The 19,410-nt window shown below is 66.5% G+C and carries 16 protein-coding genes and 1 tRNA gene; 10 read left to right on the top strand and 7 right to left on the bottom strand.

Annotated features, from left to right (window positions below; translation table 11 throughout):
* Positions 1-202 precede the first annotated feature (202 nt).
* Positions 203-739 carry a redoxin family protein gene (locus tag Q0716_RS07215; RefSeq protein ID WP_299021416.1) on the bottom strand — a complete coding sequence of 179 codons (537 nt, stop codon included), beginning with the start codon at positions 737-739 and terminating at the stop codon, positions 203-205.
* A gap of 31 nt (positions 740-770) precedes the next feature.
* On the opposite strand from Q0716_RS07215, the gene Q0716_RS07220 reads away from it, so the two are divergent.
* Positions 771-2,141: a TrpB-like pyridoxal phosphate-dependent enzyme gene (locus Q0716_RS07220; protein WP_299021418.1), complete on the top strand. Its 1,371-nt coding sequence runs from the start codon at positions 771-773 to the stop codon at positions 2,139-2,141.
* Positions 2,142-2,162: 21 nt separating this feature from the next.
* On the opposite strand, the gene serB is transcribed toward Q0716_RS07220, so the two are convergent.
* The 3 genes from serB to mfd are packed head-to-tail and all read right to left on the bottom strand — an operon-like array spanning position 2,163 to position 7,035.
* Complete coding sequence (serB, locus tag Q0716_RS07225) at positions 2,163-2,879, bottom strand: phosphoserine phosphatase SerB (protein ID WP_299021420.1); 717 nt, start codon at positions 2,877-2,879, stop codon at positions 2,163-2,165.
* 23 nt (positions 2,880-2,902) lie between these two features.
* A complete protein-coding gene (locus Q0716_RS07230) occupies positions 2,903-3,550 on the bottom strand; it encodes a YitT family protein (protein ID WP_299021421.1) in 648 nt (215 codons plus the stop codon).
* Positions 3,547-7,035: a transcription-repair coupling factor gene (mfd, locus tag Q0716_RS07235; RefSeq protein WP_299021423.1), complete on the bottom strand. Its 3,489-nt coding sequence runs from the start codon at positions 7,033-7,035 to the stop codon at positions 3,547-3,549. The genes Q0716_RS07230 and mfd overlap by 4 nt, the downstream gene beginning before the upstream one ends.
* A gap of 170 nt (positions 7,036-7,205) precedes the next feature.
* Here mfd and Q0716_RS07240 point away from each other — a divergent pair, with 170 nt between their 5' ends.
* The 3 genes from Q0716_RS07240 to ispD are packed head-to-tail and all read left to right on the top strand — an operon-like array spanning position 7,206 to position 10,229.
* A complete protein-coding gene (locus tag Q0716_RS07240; protein ID WP_299021426.1) occupies positions 7,206-8,033 on the top strand; it encodes an alpha/beta hydrolase in 828 nt (275 codons plus the stop codon).
* Entirely contained in the window at positions 8,026-8,973 is a 948-nt protein-coding gene (locus Q0716_RS07245; RefSeq protein ID WP_299021428.1) for a GGDEF domain-containing protein, read from the top strand. Before Q0716_RS07240 ends, Q0716_RS07245 begins: the two co-directional genes overlap by 8 nt.
* 47 nt (positions 8,974-9,020) lie before the next feature.
* A complete protein-coding gene (gene ispD, locus Q0716_RS07250; RefSeq protein ID WP_299021430.1) occupies positions 9,021-10,229 on the top strand; it encodes a 2-C-methyl-D-erythritol 4-phosphate cytidylyltransferase in 1,209 nt (402 codons plus the stop codon).
* 2 nt (positions 10,230-10,231) lie between these two features.
* Here the strand turns inward: ispD and Q0716_RS07255 are convergent, their stop codons facing one another.
* Positions 10,232-11,536, bottom strand: coding sequence for an ATP-binding protein (locus Q0716_RS07255; RefSeq protein ID WP_299021433.1), 1,305 nt, complete (start codon positions 11,534-11,536; stop codon positions 10,232-10,234).
* Positions 11,537-12,253, bottom strand: a complete 717-nt coding sequence (gene ompR, locus Q0716_RS07260) for a two-component system response regulator OmpR (protein ID WP_299021435.1) — start codon at positions 12,251-12,253, stop codon at positions 11,537-11,539. It abuts the gene before it with no gap.
* Positions 12,254-12,355: 102 nt separating this feature from the next.
* Between ompR and Q0716_RS07265 the strand changes: the two genes are divergently transcribed.
* Entirely contained in the window at positions 12,356-13,204 is an 849-nt protein-coding gene (locus tag Q0716_RS07265) for a sulfite exporter TauE/SafE family protein (RefSeq protein ID WP_299021438.1), read from the top strand.
* 19 nt (positions 13,205-13,223) lie between these two features.
* Complete coding sequence (locus tag Q0716_RS07270; protein WP_299021440.1) at positions 13,224-13,973, top strand: SIMPL domain-containing protein; 750 nt, start codon at positions 13,224-13,226, stop codon at positions 13,971-13,973.
* An 8-nt stretch (positions 13,974-13,981) separates the two neighbouring features.
* Here the strand turns inward: Q0716_RS07270 and Q0716_RS07275 are convergent, their stop codons facing one another.
* On the bottom strand, positions 13,982-14,752 hold the full coding sequence (locus Q0716_RS07275) for a 3-hydroxybutyrate dehydrogenase (RefSeq protein WP_299021443.1): 771 nt from the start codon (positions 14,750-14,752) through the stop codon (positions 13,982-13,984).
* 66 nt (positions 14,753-14,818) lie between these two features.
* Here Q0716_RS07275 and Q0716_RS07280 point away from each other — a divergent pair, with 66 nt between their 5' ends.
* The 4 genes from Q0716_RS07280 to Q0716_RS07295 all read left to right on the top strand — a co-directional run bounded on the left by Q0716_RS07280 (position 14,819) and on the right by Q0716_RS07295 (position 18,944).
* Entirely contained in the window at positions 14,819-15,793 is a 975-nt protein-coding gene (locus tag Q0716_RS07280) for an alpha/beta hydrolase (RefSeq protein ID WP_299021445.1), read from the top strand.
* A complete protein-coding gene (locus Q0716_RS07285) occupies positions 15,790-18,033 on the top strand; it encodes a bifunctional (p)ppGpp synthetase/guanosine-3',5'-bis(diphosphate) 3'-pyrophosphohydrolase (protein ID WP_299021448.1) in 2,244 nt (747 codons plus the stop codon). Before Q0716_RS07280 ends, Q0716_RS07285 begins: the two co-directional genes overlap by 4 nt.
* A 77-nt stretch (positions 18,034-18,110) precedes the next feature.
* Positions 18,111-18,187 (top strand) — tRNA-Val (locus Q0716_RS07290).
* A 139-nt stretch (positions 18,188-18,326) separates the two neighbouring features.
* Positions 18,327-18,944, top strand: a complete 618-nt coding sequence (locus Q0716_RS07295; protein ID WP_299021450.1) for a hypothetical protein — start codon at positions 18,327-18,329, stop codon at positions 18,942-18,944.
* Positions 18,945-19,410: the final 466 nt, after the last annotated feature.

The following is a 19,410-nucleotide window of genomic DNA, read 5'->3' on the forward strand; positions in this document are numbered from 1 at the left end:
TAGTTGGCGCGCTCGCTGCCGCTGGCATCACGCCAGCGGGCGATGAAGGCGACGATGGGGTCGGTGGCGGGGGCGTTCATCTGCCGTCGGTCGGGGGCGGTACTGCAGCGACATGGCGTGGCAGTGTAGCGCCGCTCGACACCATGCCGGTGGTGGCTGTAGGCGCAGTGGCGACGTTGGTCAAGCTGTTGTCGGCGAAGCGTTACACGCGCCCCGCCCACCACAGGCGCAGCCGCATGCCCCAGCCGGTGGTGTAGCCCACGGTGGTGTGGCGCAGCGTGCCGTCGGGGGCGAGCACGCTGAACACGGGCACGGCGCGCCAGCCGTGCTGGGCGGCGATGCGGCCATCGGGGTCGAGCACTGCCACCCACGGCAAGCCGCGCTGGCGCAGATAGGCCTGCACGGTGGCGGCGTCCCCCGATCGCGTGGCCAGGGTGACGACGGGGTGGTCTCGCGACAGGTCGGTGATGGTGCCTTCTTCGGCCCGGCAGATGCTGCACCACGTGGCCCAGACGTGCAGTGCCAGCGGGGCGTCGGGTGCGATGCCAGTCTGCGCCCGCAGGTCGTGCCAAGTGCCGCTGCCGCGGGTGCCGTCCGGTTGTACCCAGCTCAGCAGGCCGTCGTGCTGCCAGCGCTCGGGCGTGTCGCGTGTTTGCCACGCTTGTGCGCCCAGAAAAACGGCCAGTGCGATGACCACGGTCAGCGCCAGTTCGCGTAAGGTTTTGAGGGTACGACGCATGCTACATTGTGAGGGCATCCGAGGAGACCCCATGACCACGCCCACCAAGTATTTGCTCGACGAGAGCCAGTTGCCGAAGTTCTGGTACAACATTGCGGCCGATCTGCCCAAGGCACCGCCGCCCGTGCTGCACCCGGGCACGCTGCAACCCGTCGGCCCGGATGATCTGGCACCGCTGTTTCCGATGGAGCTGATTCTGCAAGAGGTCAGCACCGAGCGCGAGATCGAAATCCCCGAGCCGGTACGCGAGATTTACCGTCTGTGGCGCCCAGCCCCGCTGTACCGGGCACACCGGCTGGAAAAGGCGCTCGGCACGCCCGCCAAGATTTTCTACAAGTACGAGGGCGTCAGCCCCGCGGGCAGCCACAAGCCCAACACTGCCGTGCCGCTGGCGTTCTATAACGCGCAGGCGGGCACCAAGCGGCTGACCACCGAGACCGGCGCGGGCCAGTGGGGTACGTCGCTGTCGTTTGCGGGGCAGCTCTTCGGGCTGGAGGTGCTGGTATTCCAAGTCCGGGTTAGCTACGACCAAAAGCCGTATCGCCGCGCGGTGATGGAGACCTACGGCGCGCGCTGCTTGCCGTCGCCGTCGACCGAGACCGAGTACGGCCGGCGCGTGCTGGCGCAGCGGCCCGACCACCCGGGCAGCCTGGGCATCGCCATCTCCGAAGCGGTGGAGCTGGCCGCGCAGCGCGACGACACCAAGTACGCGCTGGGGTCGGTACTCAACCACGTGCTGCTGCACCAAACCGTGATCGGGCTGGAGGCGATGGAGCAGCTGCAAATGGCCGATGCCTGGCCGGACGTGATCGTCGGCGCGACCGGTGGCGGCAGCAATTTTGCGGGCATTGCATTCCCGTTCATTGGTCACGGCCTGCGCGGTGGGGCCAAGCCGCGCGTGGTGGCGGTGGAGCCGGCGGCGTGTCCGTCACTGACACGCGGCAAGTACGCCTATGACTTTGGCGACACTGCGCACCTGACGCCGCTGACCAAAATGCACACGCTCGGCTCGACTTTCACGCCGCCGCCGTTTCATGCGGGCGGGCTACGCTACCACGGTATGGCACCGCTGGTGTCACACCTCAAGGAGCTGGGCTTGATCGAGGCCGTGGCCTACACCCAGACCCAGTGTTTCGAGGCGGGCGTGCTGTTTGCACGCGCTGAAGGGATCGTGCCGGCACCGGAGGCCAACCACGCCGTCAAGGGTGCGATCGAGGAAGCGTTGCGCTGTAAGCGCGAGGGGCGCAGCGAAACGATTCTGTTCAACCTATGCGGGCATGGTCACTTCGATATGGCGGCGTACCAGAAATATTTCGCGGGTGAGCTGAAGGACGAAACCTACGACGAGCGCGAGCTGGCGATGGCGTTGTCGGGGCTGCCCAGTGTGCCTGAGCCGGTCTGAAGGCGTGTGCGGGCGGCTGGATCAAGCTCGAACGACCTCTAGCAAGCGATCCAGCCCGCCCATGTCGATGGCCACATGGGCGAGCTCGCGCACCTTGGGCTTGGCGCGGTAGGCCACTGACAGGCCAGCGGCGGCCATCATTTCCAGGTCGTTGGCGCCATCGCCCATGGCGATGGCCTGTTGCGGTGTGCAGCCGATCAGGTCGCACGCCTGCAGCAGGGTGTGGCGCTTCTGTGCGCCGTCGCAGATGTCACCCCAGTGTTGATCGAGCAGCCGCCCGGTGAGGCGGCCATCGACGATTTCGAGCCGGTTGCTGCGCGCAAAGTCCAGCGCCAGCCGCTCACGCAGCCGGTCGGTGAAGAAGGTAAAGCCCCCGCTGACGAGCAGCACTTTCAACCCTGCGCCTTTGCAAGCGAGCACGAGGTCGGCCGCGCCGGGGTTGAGTTTGAGGCGTTGGCGGTAGACGTGCTCCAGATGCTCGACCGACACGCCCGCGAGCAGCGCCACGCGGCGGCGCAGGCTTTCCTTGTAGTCGGTGATTTCGCCGCGCATGGCCGCCTCGGTAATGGCGGCGACTTCGGCCTTGCGCCCCGCGGCATCGGCGATTTCGTCCACGCACTCGATGTTGATGAGCGTGGAGTCCATGTCGAAGGCAATGAGCTTGAAGTCGCGCAGACGCAGGGGCGGGGTGATGCCCCGCACGCTCAGGCCGGGGGCAATTTCGGTGCGGTCGGTCATGGTGGGGTGTCAGGATACAGGGTTCAAAAGGCGACGTAGCGCCCGGGGCGGTGGTTGATGGCGAGCGTCACGTTCATCAGCGCCGCGGCCAGCACCGACAGTGCCAGGCGCGGGGCGTCGAGCAGTGGCCAAGAGGCAAGCAAAATGGCCCCATCGATGCCCAGTTGCACCACGCCCGCGCGCCAGCCAAAGCGCTCTTGCAGCCACAGCACCAGGGTATTGAAGCCACCCAGGCTGGCGCGGTGGCGAAACAGAATGATGAAGCCCACGCCCACCAGCAGGCCGCCCGCCACCGCGGCAAACACTGGGTGCACATGTCGCAGCCCGATCCAGTGCGGCATGGCCTCGGTCAGCGCCCCCAGCAGGGCGACAGCCAGTACGGTCTTGAGCGTGAACGCGGTGCCCATGCGTACCCAGGCCAGCGCGTAGAACGGCAGGTTGATGGCAAACACCAGCGGGCCAAACGGCAGCCCGCTGGCGTAGTGCGCCAAAAAAGCTAGCCCTACCGTGCCGCCAGTGACCAAGCCGGCGTGGCGAAACAGCACCAGACCGAGGGCCACGAGCAGGGTGCCGGTGAGCAGAGCTTGTGCGTCATCCAGCCAGGTGTGGCGTTGCACCGGAAAGGGCAGGCCGTGGGTTGCATCAGAGGGTGGTGGCGCGGTGGGCTTCATGCCGTGGTCGCCTCCAGCGGCTGGCCCAGCGAACGCAGCACGTCACGCGCCAGCTGCGCGCGCGCCGCCGGGTCGGGCAGGGCGCGTTCGATCTTGAGCCGCTCGTTGCCCGCCAGCTTGATGTGGCGGTTCTTCTGGATCAGCTCGATGATGCGCATCGGGTCGATGGGGGGCTGAGGCCGGAAGGTGATGAGGATGTGCGTGGGCGCAGCGTCGATCTTGAGCACGCCATAGCGCTCGGCCAGCACGCGCAGCCGGTGCACCTCGATCAGGTTTTGTGCGGCCGGGGGCAGCTTGCCAAAACGGTCGACGATTTCCTCCACCAGGCGTTCGAGCTGGTCGGCGTTTTTGGCCGACGCCAGCTTTTTGTAAAAGCTCAGCCGCAGGTGCACGTCGCCGCAGTAGTCTTGCGGCAGCAAGGCGGGGGCGTGCAGGTTGATATCGGTGGCGACGGCCAGGGGTTTGAGCAGGTCGGGCTCCTTGCCCTCGCGCAGGCTGCGCACCGCCTCGGCCAGCATCTCGTTGTAGAGCTGAAAGCCGATTTCGGTGATATTGCCGCTTTGCGCATCGCCCAGCACTTCCCCCGCACCACGGATTTCCAGGTCGTGCATGGCCAAATAGAAGCCGCTGCCCAGCTCCTCCATCTGTTGGATGGCTTCCAGCCGTTGCGCGGCCTGCTTGGTCAGGGCCTCGATGTCGGGCACCAGCAGGTAGGCGTAGGCCTGGTGGTGGCTGCGTCCGACCCGGCCGCGCAGTTGGTGCAACTGTGCCAAGCCAAATTTGTCGGCGCGCGCGATGATGATGGTGTTGGCCGTGGGCACGTCGATGCCCGTTTCGATGATGGTCGAGCACAGCAGCAGGTTGAAGCGCTGCGCCACGAAGTCACGCATGACGCGCTCGAGTTCGCGCTCGGGCATCTGGCCGTGGGCGATGGCGATGCGCGCCTGCGGCAGCAGTTGCTCCAGCTTGGCGCGGCGGTTTTCGATCGTCTCCACCTCGTTGTGCAGGAAGTACACCTGCCCGCCGCGCTTGAACTCGCGCAGCACCGCCTCGCGGATGACGCCGGGGTTTTCTTCGCGCACGAAGGTCTTGATGGCCAGCCGCCGCTGCGGCGCGGTGGCAATCACGGACAAGTCGCGCAGGCCCTCCAGCGCCATGCCCAGCGTGCGCGGGATGGGGGTGGCGGTCAGCGTGAGTACGTCCACCTCGGCGCGCAGAGCCTTGATCGCTTCTTTGTGCCGCACGCCAAAGCGGTGCTCCTCGTCGATGATGAGCAGGCCCAGGTTTTTGAACTTCGTTTTCTCACTCAGCAGCTTGTGCGTGCCCACCACGATGTCGATGCTGCCGTTTTCCAGTCCTTGGAGGGCAGCAGTGATTTCTTTGGCCGTGCGAAAGCGGCTCATCTCGGCGATGCGTACCGGCCACTTGGCAAAGCGCTCCACCAGCGTTTGATAGTGCTGCTCGGCCAACAGCGTGGTGGGGGCCAGCATGGCCACCTGTTTGCCGCCCATGACGGCGACGAACGCGGCGCGCAGCGCCACCTCGGTCTTGCCAAAACCCACGTCCCCACACACCAGCCGGTCCATCGGGCGCGGGCTGATCATGTCTTGGATGACCGCATGGATGGCTGCGCGCTGATCGGGCGTTTCCTCGAAGCCGAAGTCGTTGGCGAATGCCTCATACGCTTGTGCGTCGAAGCGAAAGGCGTATCCCTGCCGGGCCGCGCGTCGGGCGTAGACGTCCAGCAGCTCGGCGGCAGTGTCGCGCACTTGCTCGGCCGCCTTGCGCCGGGCTTTGTCCCACTGGCCGCTGCCCAGGCGGTGCAGCGGGGCCTCGTCGGCGCTGACGCCCGTGTAGCGGCTGATCAGGTGCAGTTGCGACACCGGCACGTACAGCGTGGCTTGCTGCGCGTACTCCAGGTGCAAAAATTCTTGCAGCGCGGGGCTGCCGTCGGGGTTCTTCTCGCCCAGATCCAGATTGACCAGTCCCCGATAGCGGCCAATGCCATGCTGCGCGTGCACCACGGGGTCACCGATTTGCAGCTCGCTCAGGTCTTTGATGAGCGCCTCGACGTCGCTGGCTTGCTCCTGCTTGCGGCGTCGGCGCACGCTGGGGCTGGCGGCGAACAGCTCGGTCTCCGTGACCAGCTCGATGCCCGCTTCTGTCCAGGCAAACCCTGCCGCCAGCGGCCCGGTCGTGATGCCGAAGCGCTCGCCGCTGGCACGAAACGCGGCCAGATCGTCGAACACGGGCGGGCTCAAGCGGCTGGCGCGCAGCAGGTCGAGCAGGCTCTCGCGCCGTCCGTCACTGTCGGCTAGGATGAGCACACGCGCCGGGGTGCGCTGCAGGTGGGCGTGCAGCCGCTGCAGCGGGTCGTCGGCGCCGCGCTGGGCCGTCAAATCCGGCAGCGCCCCGATCACGCCCGACCACGCGCTGAGCGCCTCCTCGGCTGCAGCCGGGCGCAGCGCCCATTGCGCGTAGGGTTTGGCGCGGGCGTAGAAGCCCTCGGCGTCCAGAAACAGCGCCTCGGGTGGCAGCACGGGCCGCTCAGGGTCGCCCTGCACCAGGCGGTAGCGCTCGCGCGTGTCCTGCCAAAAGCGCTGGAATGCGTCTTCCAGGTCGCCGTGCAGCACCAGCGTTGCATCGGGCCCCAGGTAGTCGAAGACGGTGGCCGTCTCCTCGAAAAAAAGCGGCAGGTAGTACTCGATGCCCGCGCTGGCGACGCCGTTGCCGATGTCTTTGTAGAGCCGGCTCTTGGTCGGGTCGCCGTCGAGCAGCTCGCGCCAGCGGGCGCGAAAGCGGGCGCGCGCCGCCTCGTCCATCGGAAACTCGCGCCCAGGCAGCAGCCGCACCTCCGGCACGGGGTACAGGCTGCGCTGGCTGTCGGGGTCGAAGGTGCGGATCGAGTCGATCTCGTCGTCGAACAGATCGACCCGGTACGGCATGGGCGAGCCCATGGGAAAAAGGTCGATCAGGCCACCGCGCACCGCGTATTCGCCCGGACTGACCACCTGGGCCACGTGCTGGTAGCCCGCCAGTGTGAGTTGCGCGCGCAGCCGCGCCTCGTCGAGCTTTTGGCCCGTTTTGAAATGAAAGGTGTAGGCGGCCAGAAACGACGGCGGCGCCAGTCGGTACAGCGCCGTGGTGGCCGGGATGAGGATGACATCGGCGCCATCGTCGGCGCGGCGCTGCTGAATGCGCCACAGCGTGGCCAGCCGCTCCGAGATCAAGTCCTGGTGCGGTGAGAAGGTGTCGTAGGGCAGCGTTTCCCAGTCGGGAAAGAGCGCGCAGCGCAGCGATGGCTCGAAAAATGGCAGCTCGGCCAGCAGGCGCTGAGCGTCGCTCGCGTCAGCGGTGACGATGGCCGTCTGCCGGCCCGCCGCCTTGTCGCGGGCGGCCTGCGCGGCCAGCAGCAGCGCGTCGGCCGACGGGGCCGGGCGCGGCGACTGAAAGCGTTTTCCGGGGGTCAGGCGGGGCAGATCCATGAGGGGCCCGATTCTAGGGCGAAGCGCTTGATCGCAGGGGGCGACCGTACAGGATGCGCTCCTTCGACGCAAGCCGATCTACGGTGGCGCGGGAAATCAGACAAACGTCGATGTTCGAGTTACACTCACCCGAGCGCGACTGACGCTCAAGTTACTACTTTTATCTTTTTATGTCATCCTATCACGAGACCGAAGCGTTGCAAGATCGTCACGCCATCACTGTGATGGGTGAGGGGCCTACGATTGTTTATGCCAATGGATTTGGCTGCAACCAGGGCGTCTGGGCGGATGTTGTGCTGGGTTTGCGAAACAGCCATCGCCAAGTCCTTTTCGATTACGCAGGGATCGGCCGGTCCAACCCACGGGTTTTTGATGCCAAAAGGTATCGAACCCTTCATGGATACGCGCAGGATCTGTTGTCTGTGTGCAAGGCTTTTGCATCAACAGAACGGGTAACCTTGGTCGCTCACTCCGTTGGTTGCAGCATTGGAATGTTAGCGGCTATCGAGGCTCCCGAGCTGTTTTGCGATCAAATATGGATCGGACCCAGCCCATGTTTTTTAAACGATCCTCCCGATTATCATGGGGGGTTTGAGCGTCACGAGCTGCAGGGCTTGCTGGAGTTGATGCAACGAAATCCGCTTGGGTGGCAGCCTGTGCTTGCGGGTATCGTGGCCGGTGAAACGCAGGGCGGAAGCCGTGCGGTTGCAGAGCGATTGCGGGAGATTTTTTGCTCAGCGGATACACAGGCAGCTCAAGTATTTGCGGAGGCGACGTTTTTTGCAGATCATCGGCGTGATGTGTCAGATATGAGGGTGCCGGTTTTGATTTTGCAGCATCGCCATGACTTGCTGGCACCAATCGAAGTCGGAGAATGGTTGCAAGCCCGATTGCCACGTGCACGACTGCAGGTCTTGGATGTTCCGGGTCACGCGGCGCACATGAGTCATCCTAAGATGATTATCGAGATCATACGGAGGTGCTTTGAAATTGGGTGATCCTGAATCCGTGCCAATAGACTGGCTTGATGCCTTGCCGGCGTTATTGGTAGTGACTGATGCAGACGGGTATATCTTGCATTGCCATGGCGAGATTGCCAGGTCAGCGGTAAAAGTCCCCAGATACGGTGAATATTTGGCCAACCTTTTTAATCGATCGTCAGCCCTCTTTCTCGAGACGTATTTGTGGCCGTTGTTGCGCGGTACAGGCCGGCTCGACGAGGTTTATGCGCCACTGGTGCATGCAGATGAAACGGCGTTGCCTTGCTTCGTGAGTGCGCGCTATATCGATACCAATAACGAGCCCCGCATTCTTTGGCTGTTCTTCCCTGCCACACAGCGGGCTCAATTTGAAAAAGAGCTGCTCGAAGCCAAAGAGGTCGCACAACGACTGGCAATAAAGTTGCAGGCGAAAAATCGGAGGCTGGATGAGCTTGCCCGGACGGATCCGTTGACGGGTCTCGGTAACCGCCGGGTGCTTCGAGAGGCGTATCGCCTGTGGCGCACTCGCGACGGTGAGCGTTCGTGTCGATGTGCAATTTTAATGATCGATATCGACCATTTCAAACAAATCAATGATCGATTCGGTCACGATGAGGGGGATCGTGTGCTTTTGGAAGTTGCGCGTTGCTTGAGACGATGTGTCCGGCGCAGCGATGTCGTTGTTAGATACGGAGGGGAAGAGTTTTCGATCTGGTTGCCAGATGCGAGTTCCGATATTGCAACAAGGGTAGCCGAAAAAATCCATGCATGTGTCCGAGAAATAGATTTGCCAACGTCGGATCTGGCGGTTACCGTGAGTATTGGAATTGCATCTTCCGATGACGCCGCTTCGGTGGTTCGTCTATCCGAGCTGCTCAAAAAAGCGGATGATGCACTCTATCGTGCCAAGAGTAGTGGCCGCAATCGAACGGTGTTGGCCAGGAAAGTTTCTTGGTAATCCGTTGGTGACATATTTTTATGTCCATTGAATTATCGGGTTCCGGAATGGGTTGGCCCGTGTCCAACATGAGCATGGGCTCAAGATATTTCGCCCTGGTGCCCGCAGCGGGCAGTGGCAGCCGCGCCGGCTTGGGCGCGCCCAAGCAGCATCACCGCTTGGCGGGGCGCCGGGTGTTGGACCACACGCTGGCGGCGCTGGCGGCGGTGCCCGCGATCGCGGGCATTGCCGTGGTGCTGGCGCCGGACGACGACAGCACGGTGGGCGACGGGCAGCGCGTGCGTGCATGGCGCGTGGGTGGCGCCTCGCGCGCCGAGAGCGTGGCCAATGGCCTGGCGGCGTTGGCCGAAGCCGGGGTGCGCGACCACGACTGGGTGCTGGTGCACGATGCGGCGCGCTGCCTGCTGCGCGCAGCGGACGTCGAGCGCTTGATCGCCGCTTGTGGTGACGACCCCGTCGGTGGTCTGCTGGCGGTGCCGCTGTCCGACACGCTCAAGCAGGCCGACGACGAGGGCTGGGTGCGCGCGACGCTGCCGCGCGAGGACAAGTGGCTAGCGCAGACGCCACAGATGTTTCGGTTGGGGCTGCTGCGCCGGGCGCTGGAGGCGCACCGCGCCCAGGGGTTCGCCGGTATCACTGACGAATCCAGCGCGGTCGAGGCGCTGGGCCACCGCCCATTGCTGGTGCGCGGCCACACGCACAATGTCAAGATCACTTATCCGGAGGACGTGACAATGGCGCAGTCGCTGCTAGGGCAGCCGCCCGCGCCCGACTGGCGCGTGGGTGAGGGGTGGGACGTGCACGCGCTGGTGCCAGGCCGCCCCCTGGTGTTGGGGGGCGTGACGATTCCGTATGACAAGGGGCTGCTGGGGCATTCGGACGCCGACGCGCTGCTGCATGCCATCACCGATGCCTTGCTCGGCGCGGCGGGTTTGGGCGATATCGGTACCTGGTTTCCCGACACCGATGTTCGCTTCGCGGGAGCGGATTCGGCGGCCTTGCTGCGGCACGCGTGCGACGCGGTGCGGGCGCGCGGCTGGCAGCCGGTCAACGTGGATGCGACCGTGATCGCGCAGGCACCGCGCCTCGCGCCGCACCGCAGTGCCATGCAGGCCCACATCGCGCGCTGCTTGGGCTTGCCGCTCGATGCGGTCAACGTCAAGGCCAAGACGGCCGAACGGCTGGGGCCGGTGGGGCAGGGGTTGAGCATCGAAGCGCGCGCCGTCGTGTTGGTGCAACGCAGCGGCGAGCGCTGAGGTCAGGGAGCCGTTGGCAGCCGCACGGTCACGGCCAGCCCGCCGCCGTCGGCGTTGCGCAGCTCGCACGTGCCACCCATGCGTTCGGCGCTGCGGCGCACGATCGCCAGCCCCAATCCACTGCCGGGCGTGGTGCGGGCGCTCTCGCCGCGAAAAAACGGTTCGGTCAGCCGCGGCAGCAGCGCCTCGTCCACGCCGGGCCCGTGGTCGCGCACCGTCAGCGCGATGTCGCGCTCGGCTGCGGTGGCCTCGATGTCGATCACCGCGCATCCGTCGGCACTGCGGCCGTGACGCACGGCGTTTTCCAGCAGGTTGCTCAGTATCCGCTGCAGGCCCGCGGCGTCGGCCAGCGGCTGTAACCCCTCGGGCACGTGGATGCGCAGTCGCACGTCACCGCGCGGTCGGTAGGGGGCCACGGCGCGCTCCACGGTGGCGGCCAGCGGCACGGGTGCCAGCACGGTCGGTCGCTCGCGCGCATAGTCCAGAAATTGCCCGATGATGGTGTCCACGTCGGCGATGTCGCTGGCCATGCGTTCGCGCGTGGGCGCGTCCGGCACCCCCATCTCGACCTCCAGTCGCAGACGTGCCAGCGGCGTGCGCAAGTCGTGCGAGATGCCAGCCAGCATCAGGCGCCGATCGGCGTCGGCGCGGGCCAGCTGCTCGGCCATACGGTTGAAGGCGCGGTTGACACCCGCGATTTCACGTGTGGGCAGCGTCTCGTCCAAGCGCGCGCCGTCGAAGTCGCCCTCGCGCACGCGTGCAGCGGCCTGTGCCAGCCGTTGCAGAGGCTGGTTGATCAACCTCGTGATGATCACCGCTCCCACCAACGACAGCGCCAGCGCCGTGGCCAGCCACGCCAGCCACGTGCGCCCGCCCACGGCCTCCAGCCGCGAAGGGTCGGCCAGCAGCCAATAGTTTTGGCCTTCGATGGTAAATCCGATCCACAGGCCGTCGAAGCCGTTGACCTCGCGCGCGACGATGGTGCCAGGCCCCAGACGTTCGATGAGTGCCTGCGCCACCCGATGGCCCGAGGTGTTGGGCTCGAAAGGCCTGTGGATGTCTTCGGGTTCGCGCACGGCGATGCGCACGTTTTCCTCGTCCACCAGGGTTTTGACCAGCGCCACCCGGGCGATGGGGTCGGTATACAGGAGCGCCGCGCGCGTGAGGTTCACCAGCGACGCCAGCCCCTGCGCGCTTTGCAGCGCGCGCGGTTCTTGCTCCAGGGTACGGAACACCTGGAACCACGCCAACACGCTGAGCAGCAGCAGCCCCGCGAGCAGCAAAAAATTGCGCCAGAACAGGCTCATTCAGTCATCCGGCACGAACATGTAGCCCACCCCCCAGACGGTTTGGATGTAGCGCGGGTTGGCCGGGTCGGGCTCGATGAGCTTGCGCAGGCGCGATACCTGCACGTCCAGGCTGCGGTCGAAGGGTTCGAACTCGCGCCCGCGGGCCAGTTGCGCCAGTTTGTCGCGTGACATGGGCTGGCGCGGATGCCGCACCAGCGCCTTGAGCATGGCGTATTCGCCGCTCGTCAGCGTGACTTCCTCGCCGTTGCGTGTGAGGCTGCGACGGCCCAGGTCGAAGGTGTAGGGGCCAAAACGCACCACGGCCTTGTCCACGGCGGCGCCAGGCGGCTCCGGGGGTGGGCGCCGACGCAAGACGGCGTGGATGCGCGCCAGCAACTCGCGCGGGTTGAAGGGCTTGGGCAGATAGTCATCTGCCCCCAACTCCAGCCCCACGATGCGGTCCACGTCCTCGCCCTTGGCCGTGAGCATGATGATGGGAGTGGTGTCGCCCGCGGTGCGCAGGCGTCGACAGATCGACAGGCCATCCTCGCCAGGTAGCATCAGGTCGAGCACGATCAGGTCGGGCGTTTCGCGCTGCAGCAGGCGATCGAGCCGCTCGCCGTTTTCGGCCAGCAGCACCTCGAAGCCTTCCTGCTGCAGGTAGCGCTGCAACAGCTCCCGGATGCGCGCATCGTCGTCGACGATGATGAGACGGTGGGGGCGGCGCAAATTCATCGGCGTGGGTTCGATCGGCGAGGGACAACGAGACGGTAGCATAGCGGCTGTCGCCTTTGTGGGGCCGTCGTGCGGACCACAAGACGCCATTGCACCGATCCCATGCTCGACACCGCCTCACTCGCCACGGTCGTTGCGGCCCTCCCGACCCTCGCGCCCAGTGTTGCGCTGGGGGCGGCCGTCGGCTTGGTCATGGCGCTCACAGGGGCCGGTGGGGGCATTTTGGCCGTGCCGCTGCTGGTGTTCGGGCTGCACCTGCCGCTGCCGCAGGCGGCCCCGACGGGCCTGATCGCGGTTGGCGCGGCCGCAGCGCTGGCTGCGGTGCTGGGGTTGCGCGAGGGGATCGTGCGTTACCGCGCGGCCGGGTTCATGGGTGCCTTTGGCGTGGCGCTGGCCCCCGTGGGGGTCTGGCTGGCGGCGCGGCTGCCGGCGACGCCGCTGCTGTTGGGCTTTGCCGCGCTGCTCATGTGGGTGTCGTGGCGGAGTTGGCGGCCCGCCAATGGCGCAGCGGCGGACGCGCCGGGCGGCATTTCCTGCCGACTCGACCCCGACGAGGGGCGCCTGCGCTGGACCGGACGTTGTGCCCAGGCGCTGGCAGCCACCGGGGCAACAGCGGGGCTGCTCAGTGGTCTGTTCGGTGTCGGTGGTGGCTTCGTCATTATTCCGGCTCTGCAGCGGGTCTCTGATTTGGATCTGCGCAGTATTCAGGCCACCTCGCTGACGGTCATCGCCCTCGTGTCGACCAGCGGCGTGGCAGCGGCAGCGGCCAGCGGTGCCCTGGACTGGAGCGTGGCCTTGCCGTTTGGCGCGGGGGCAGTGGCGGCGTTGCTGGCTGGGCGCCAAATGGCGCAGCACCTGCCTGCCCCCCTGCTGCGCCGCGCGTTCGGCGCGCTCACTTTCGTTGTCGCACTCATGATGCTGGCCCGCGCCTTGGGCTGGCGCCTGGGTTGACCACCATCAGGAGATGGATATGCCACGGTGCTCATCGCTGATTCGCCACGGGCTCGTGCTGCTCGCCACGACCGCTTCCCTGGCCGTGACGGCTCAAGCGCAGCCCCAAGCCCAGCCCCAAAACCAGCCCCACGGGCTGTCCGCGCGGCCCCAACGGGTGGTGCATTTGACCGCGCAAGCGGAGCAGCGGCTGCCCCACGACTGGGTGGTGCTGACGCTGTCGGCGCGCCACCAGGCCGCTGACGCTCGAACGGTGCAAAATCAGTTGAACGATGCGGTGCAGCAGGCGCTGAGCCTGTGGCGTCCGCAGCTGCGCCCGGAATGGATCGAGGCCAGCACCGCCGGCATGAGTGTGCAGCCGCGCTACGGTCGCGAGGGCCAGATCGTCGGCTGGCAAGGCAGTGCCGAGTTGACGCTGCAAGGGCGCGACATGGCGGCAGTGGCGGCGTTGGCGCAGCAGGCCCCCGGGCTGACCGTGACGGCGGTGCGCATGACGCTGGCACGGGCCACCCAGCGCACCGCAGAAGCCGCGCTGCGCCAGCAGGCCATCGCGGCGTTTCGCCAACAGGCCGACGAGGTGGCGCAGGCATTCGGCGCGCGCGGCTGGACGCTGCGCGAGGCGCACGTCAACCCCGCGCCGCTGCCCGCACCGGGCGAGCCGATCGCCATGCGCACCCTGGCAGCGTCACCCAGCGCAGAGGCGCTGCCGCTGCAACCGGGCTTGGCCTGGCTGCAGCTGACGGTGACGGGCAGCGTGGCGCTGGAGTAGGGCCGCGCTCACTGCGCCAGCCAGCCGCCGTCCATGTTCCATGCCACCCCGCGCACGTTGTCGGCGGCGGGCGAGCAGAAAAATACCGCCAGCTCGCCCAGTTCCTCGGGGGTGGTAAAGCGCATCGAGGGTTCTTTTTCGCCCAGCAGCAGGCGGGTGGCCTCCTCGATGCTCACGCCCAGCGCAGCGGCTTTGGCGTCGACCTGCTTTTGTACCAGCGGCGTCAGCACCCAGCCCGGGCAGATCGCGTTGCAGGTAACGCCCGTGGTCGCGGTCTCGAGCGCCACCACCTTCGTCAGGCCCACGATGCCGTGCTTGGCCGCCACGTACGCCGACTTGTGTACCGACGCCACCAGCCCGTGCACGGAGGCCACGTTGATGATGCGCCCCCAGTTGGCCGCGCGCATGGCGGGCAGTGCCAGCCGGGTGGTGTGGAATGCGCTGCTGAGATTGATGGCGATGATCGCGTCCCAGCGCTCGACCGGAAACGCCTCGATCGGTGCCACGTGCTGGATACCGGCGTTGTTGACCAGCACGTCCACCCGGCCGAAGCGCGCGGCCGCGGCCTGCATCATGTCCTCGATGTCGGCGGGCCGGCTCATGTCCGCCCCGTGGTAGAACACCTCCACGCCCAGGGCGGCTACCTCCGCGCAGGCTTGGTCGACGTCGCCAAAGCCGTTGAGAACGATGTTCGCCCCCTGGCGCGCCAGCGCCTTGGCGATGCCCAGCCCGATACCGCTGGTCGATCCGGTGACGAGGGCGGTTTTGTCCTTCAGCATGGTGCGCGCTCCGTTTCCGATACGATGACGGCCGCATTATCCTATTCGTCACACACAAACAACGATATGGAACCGACGCTGCATCACTTGGTCGTCCCGGGACCGCGGGCCAAACACGGCGGACCGCGCCGCATCGCTTGGTGGGAATGGAATGCCACCGGCACCGCGGAGCCGGGGCATGTCGTGGTGTGCGTCCATGGGCTGACACGGCAGGCGCGCGATTTCGACGTGTTGGCGCGGGTGCTGGCGCCCCATGCTGCCGTGGTGTGTGTGGACGTGGCTGGGCGCGGACACAGCGACTGGCTCGAAGACCCGATGGCCTACCAGATACCGACCTATGTCAACGATCTGGCGGTGCTGCTGGCGCATCTGCGGCAACGCCACGCCGCCGCCACGGGAACGGCCGAACCGTACGCGCTGGGCATCGACTGGGTGGGCACCAGCATGGGCGGCTTGATCGGTATGGCGTTGGCGTCGCAGCCCGCCATCGGCTTGCGGCGGCTGGTGCTCAACGACGTCGGGCCGGTCATCGAGCCCCAGTCGCTCGAGCGCATCGCGCAGTACGTGGGCGTGCAGCCGGTCTTTCCCAGCGAGCAGGCGGCTGCCGACGCCCTGTGGCAGATTTCGCGCTCGTTCGGGCCGCACACGCCCGAGCAGTGGCTGGCGCTGACGCGCCCGATGCTGCGACCGGTCGAAGGCGGTTGGACACTGCATTACGACCCCGCGATCGCGGTGCCGTTTCGCGCCATGCTCGAGGCCCAGCGTGCGGCGCAGGCGGCAGATTCGCAAGCCACCCAGTGGCAGGACAGCGCCCGGCAGGCCGGCGAGGCGGCCTTGTGGGCGATGTATGACGCCATCACCTGCCCGACCCTGCTGCTGCGTGGGGCTGAGTCAGACCTGCTGTCGCGTGAGACGGCGCTGGCGATGACCCTGCGCGGGCCGCGTGCACGCTTGGTGGAGTTCGAGGGTGTGGGGCACGCGCCGACGCTGGTGCAGCCAGAGCAGGTGCAAGTGGTGGCGGACTTTTTGCTCGCGCCATGATCAGCCACAGCCAAGCCCATGGCCCGGCTCAGGCCGAGGCAACGGCGATCACTGCTGCATTGGGGGGACCCAGCGCGGACGATGGGCGCACCTTGCCGCGGGCGCGCGCATTCGCCGAGCCGCTGCTCAGCGGCGAGGTGCTCGACACGGGCGAGCCCGTGCTGGCCCACGCCGACGCCGTGGTGCAGATTTTGGAGCGCATCGGCGGCACGCCCGACCTACAGGCTTGCGTCTACCTGGTCTATGCCAGCCCGTTTCTGGCGCGCCCGCGCGAGATGATCGCCAAGGCCTTTGGCGCCGCCAACGCCGACGTGGCCATCGAGACCAGCAAGCTGATCCAGTTGCAGCGCCAGGCTCGCGCACGGGCCAGCGCCGCGGAGGCGGGCACCCCGTCGGGATCGGGGCGTGGCGCACCCTCGGCGCTCGCCGCAGCGCAGACCGAAAACGTGCGCAAGATGCTGCTGGCATTCTCGCGCGACCTGCGTGTGGTGCTGCTGCGGCTGGCCTCGCGCTTGCAGACCTTGCGCTACTGCGCCGCGACCCGGCAGCCGCCCAGCCCCGCGCTGGCCGCGGAGTCGCTGCACGTGTTTGCGCCGCTGGCCAACCGACTGGGCATCTGGCCGCTCAAGTGGGAACTGGAAGACCTGGCATTTCGCTTTCTGGAGCCAGATACCTACAAAGAAATCGCCCGCTTGCTCGACGAAAAGCGCGTCGAGCGCGAAAGCCATGTCGAGCAGGTGCGCCAATACCTAGAGCGCGAACTGGCGGCGCTTGGCTTGCAGGCGCAAGTGCAAGGTCGCCCCAAGCACATCTACAGCATCGTCAAAAAGATGCGCGGCAAGGGGCTGGCGTTCGACCAGTTGTATGACTTGCGGGCGCTGCGCGTGATCGTCGAGACGGTCGATGAGTGCTACCGCGTGCTGGCCTGGGTGCATGAGCATTTTCAGCCCGTGCCCGAGGAGTTCGACGACTACATCGCGCGGCCCAAGCCCAACGGCTACCAGTCGCTGCACACCGTGGTGCGCGACGAGCAGGGCCGCGCGTTCGAAATCCAGATCCGCACCCGCGCCATGCACGAGCACGCCGAACACGGCGTGGCCGCCCACTGGGCGTACAAAGAGGCCGGCACCAAAGGGTACGCGGGCGTGACGGCCGCCTCGTCCTACGACGCCAAGATTGCCGTGCTGCGCCAACTGCTGGCGTGGCAGCGCGACTTGAGCGGCCTGTCGCACGGCTTGTTCGACGATCACATCTACGTGCTGACGCCGCAGGCGGCGATCGTCGAGCTGCCGCAGGGTGCGACACCGGTCGACTTCGCCTACGCCGTGCACACCGACCTGGGCCACCGCTGCCGGGGTGCGCGCGTGGACGGGCAGATGGTGCCGCTCAACACCCCCTTGGCCAATGGGCAGACGGTGGAGATCATCGCTGCCAAAGAGGGCGGACCGTCGCGCGACTGGCTCAACCCCGAGGCGGGCTACCTGGTCAGCCACCGCGCCAAGGCCAAGGTGCGCGCCTGGTTCAATGCGCAGGCGGCGGCCGACAACATCGCGCGCGGGCGCGAGCAGGTCGAGCGGCTGTTGCAGCGCGAGGGCAAAACCGCCGTCAAGTTGGAGGAGTTGGCCCTCGCGTTGGGATTCGATAGCCCGGATGCGCTGTTCGAGGCCGTGGGTAAAGAAGCGCTCACCCTGCGCGCCGTCGAGCAGGCCCTGCATCCGGCCGAGCCGGTGACGCCACCCGAGACCTTGCCGCTCAAAAAGGCGCGCAGCGGCACCGCCGGGCCCCAAGGCGGGGTGCTGGTGATGGGCGTGGGCTCGCTGATGACGACGCTGGCGCGCTGCTGCAAGCCCGCGCCACCCGATGAGATCCGCGGGTTTGTGACCCGCGGCAAGGGCGTGAGCGTCCATCGCGCCGACTGTCCCGACTTTCAGGCACTCGCGCGGCGACAGCCCGGGCGGGTCATCGAGGTCGCGTGGTCAGGCGCGGTATCCACGGGGCCCCACGCGCCCACCTACGCGGTGGATGTGGGCGTGCAAGCCCAGGATCGCCAGGGCCTGCTGCGCGATATTTCAGAAGCGTTCGCGCGCGAGAAGATCAACGTCATCGGCGTGCAGACGCAGTCGGTCAAGGGGGTGGCGTGGATGACGTTTACCGTCGAGGTCAGCGACGCCACCCGGGTCAGCCGGGTCATGGCCGTGCTGTCGGACGTCGCTGGCGTGCAAAAAGTCTGGCGGCGTTGACGCATGCCCGGTGAAGGCTCGTTTTTGCGCTATACTCTCGGTTCTGTCGACGCATCGCTGCGATGGTTGACGACGACAGGCGCGTAGCTCAGCTGGTTAGAGCACCACCTTGACATGGTGGGGGTCGTTGGTTCGAGTCCAATCGCGCCTACCAATGCCACTTATCGAGCCCAACGGGCTTGCCATGGCGAGACGCCATGGCGTACAAAGCCACTTCCCCCGGTCCATTGCGGTAGTCTCTTGGGCGCGGCCGGCGCGATAATGTCGGCCCTGAAGCCCACGGAGAGTTTTCCATGAGTGCCACGTCCGCCGAAATGAGTTGGGACGACATCAAGGCGCTGATTGCCGAGCTGGCCGTCCAGAGCAAAGAGACCGACCGCAAGTTTCAGGAAACCGACCGCAAGTTCCAGGAAACCGAAGCGCAGATGCGCGAGACCGACCGCAAGATGCGCGAAGTCTTCGGGCGCTTCGACAGCCTCTCACGCCGTTTTGGCGACCTGGGTAACCGCCTGGGCGAGTTCGTCGAGGCGATGGTCGAGCCTGCGTTAGTGGACTTGTTTCGCGCGCGCGGGCTCGATGTCAGCGAGGTCCATCGCCGCGTGACCTCGCGTCGGGGTGGCGAGGCGATCGAGATCGACCTCTTGGTGGTCGACGGCGACACCGCGGTCGCGGTCGAGTGCAAAAGCCGCTTGACCAAAGAGGAAGTCGAGCGGCATGTGGAACGGATGAACAAATTCAAGCGGCTGCTGCCCAAATATGCCGACATGCGCATTCAAGGTGCGGTGGCCGGGATGGTGGTCGATGAGGATGCGGTCGAGGCGGCACAGACTGCGGGGCTCTGGGTGTTAGCGCAGTCGGGCGAGACGGTGGCGCTGCGCAACGCCCCCGACTTCAGTCCGCGGGTGTGGTAAAAAAGGGGGGTTGGTGACGAGAGCCGTAAGCTGCTGCGGCACGAGACACCCCCAGCCATGGCCCAGTACGCGCGCGACAGGAGGCCGCGACCGTGCATGAACCCGTGATCGACCGTCGTCGGCGTACCCTATCTCAGGCGGCAGCAGTCGCCGCGCTGATGGCGGCCGCCCCCGCGATAAGGGCACAGGGCAACCCGTCCCTGACGTTGGGCATCGTGCCCTATTTGCCTGCCCAGCGCTTGGTCGCGCTCTACGCTCCGCTGGCACCCGTGGTGCAGTCGGTGCTAGAGCGGCGTGTGGACATCTCGAGTGCCCGCGACTATGCAGTCGCCCCTGAAATATTCATTTTCAAGCTGCCCGCAGCCACAGCGGAGCCGGGTTGGCGCCGCCGGTCTCGGCTGGACGCAGCTTGGCCAGCCACCGGCCGATCAGGTGCACGGCCGCGACGAGACGCAAAAAAGCCCTC

The organism is uncultured Tepidimonas sp., from assembly GCF_938045175.1.
Lineage (GTDB): Bacteria > Pseudomonadota > Gammaproteobacteria > Burkholderiales > Burkholderiaceae_C > Tepidimonas.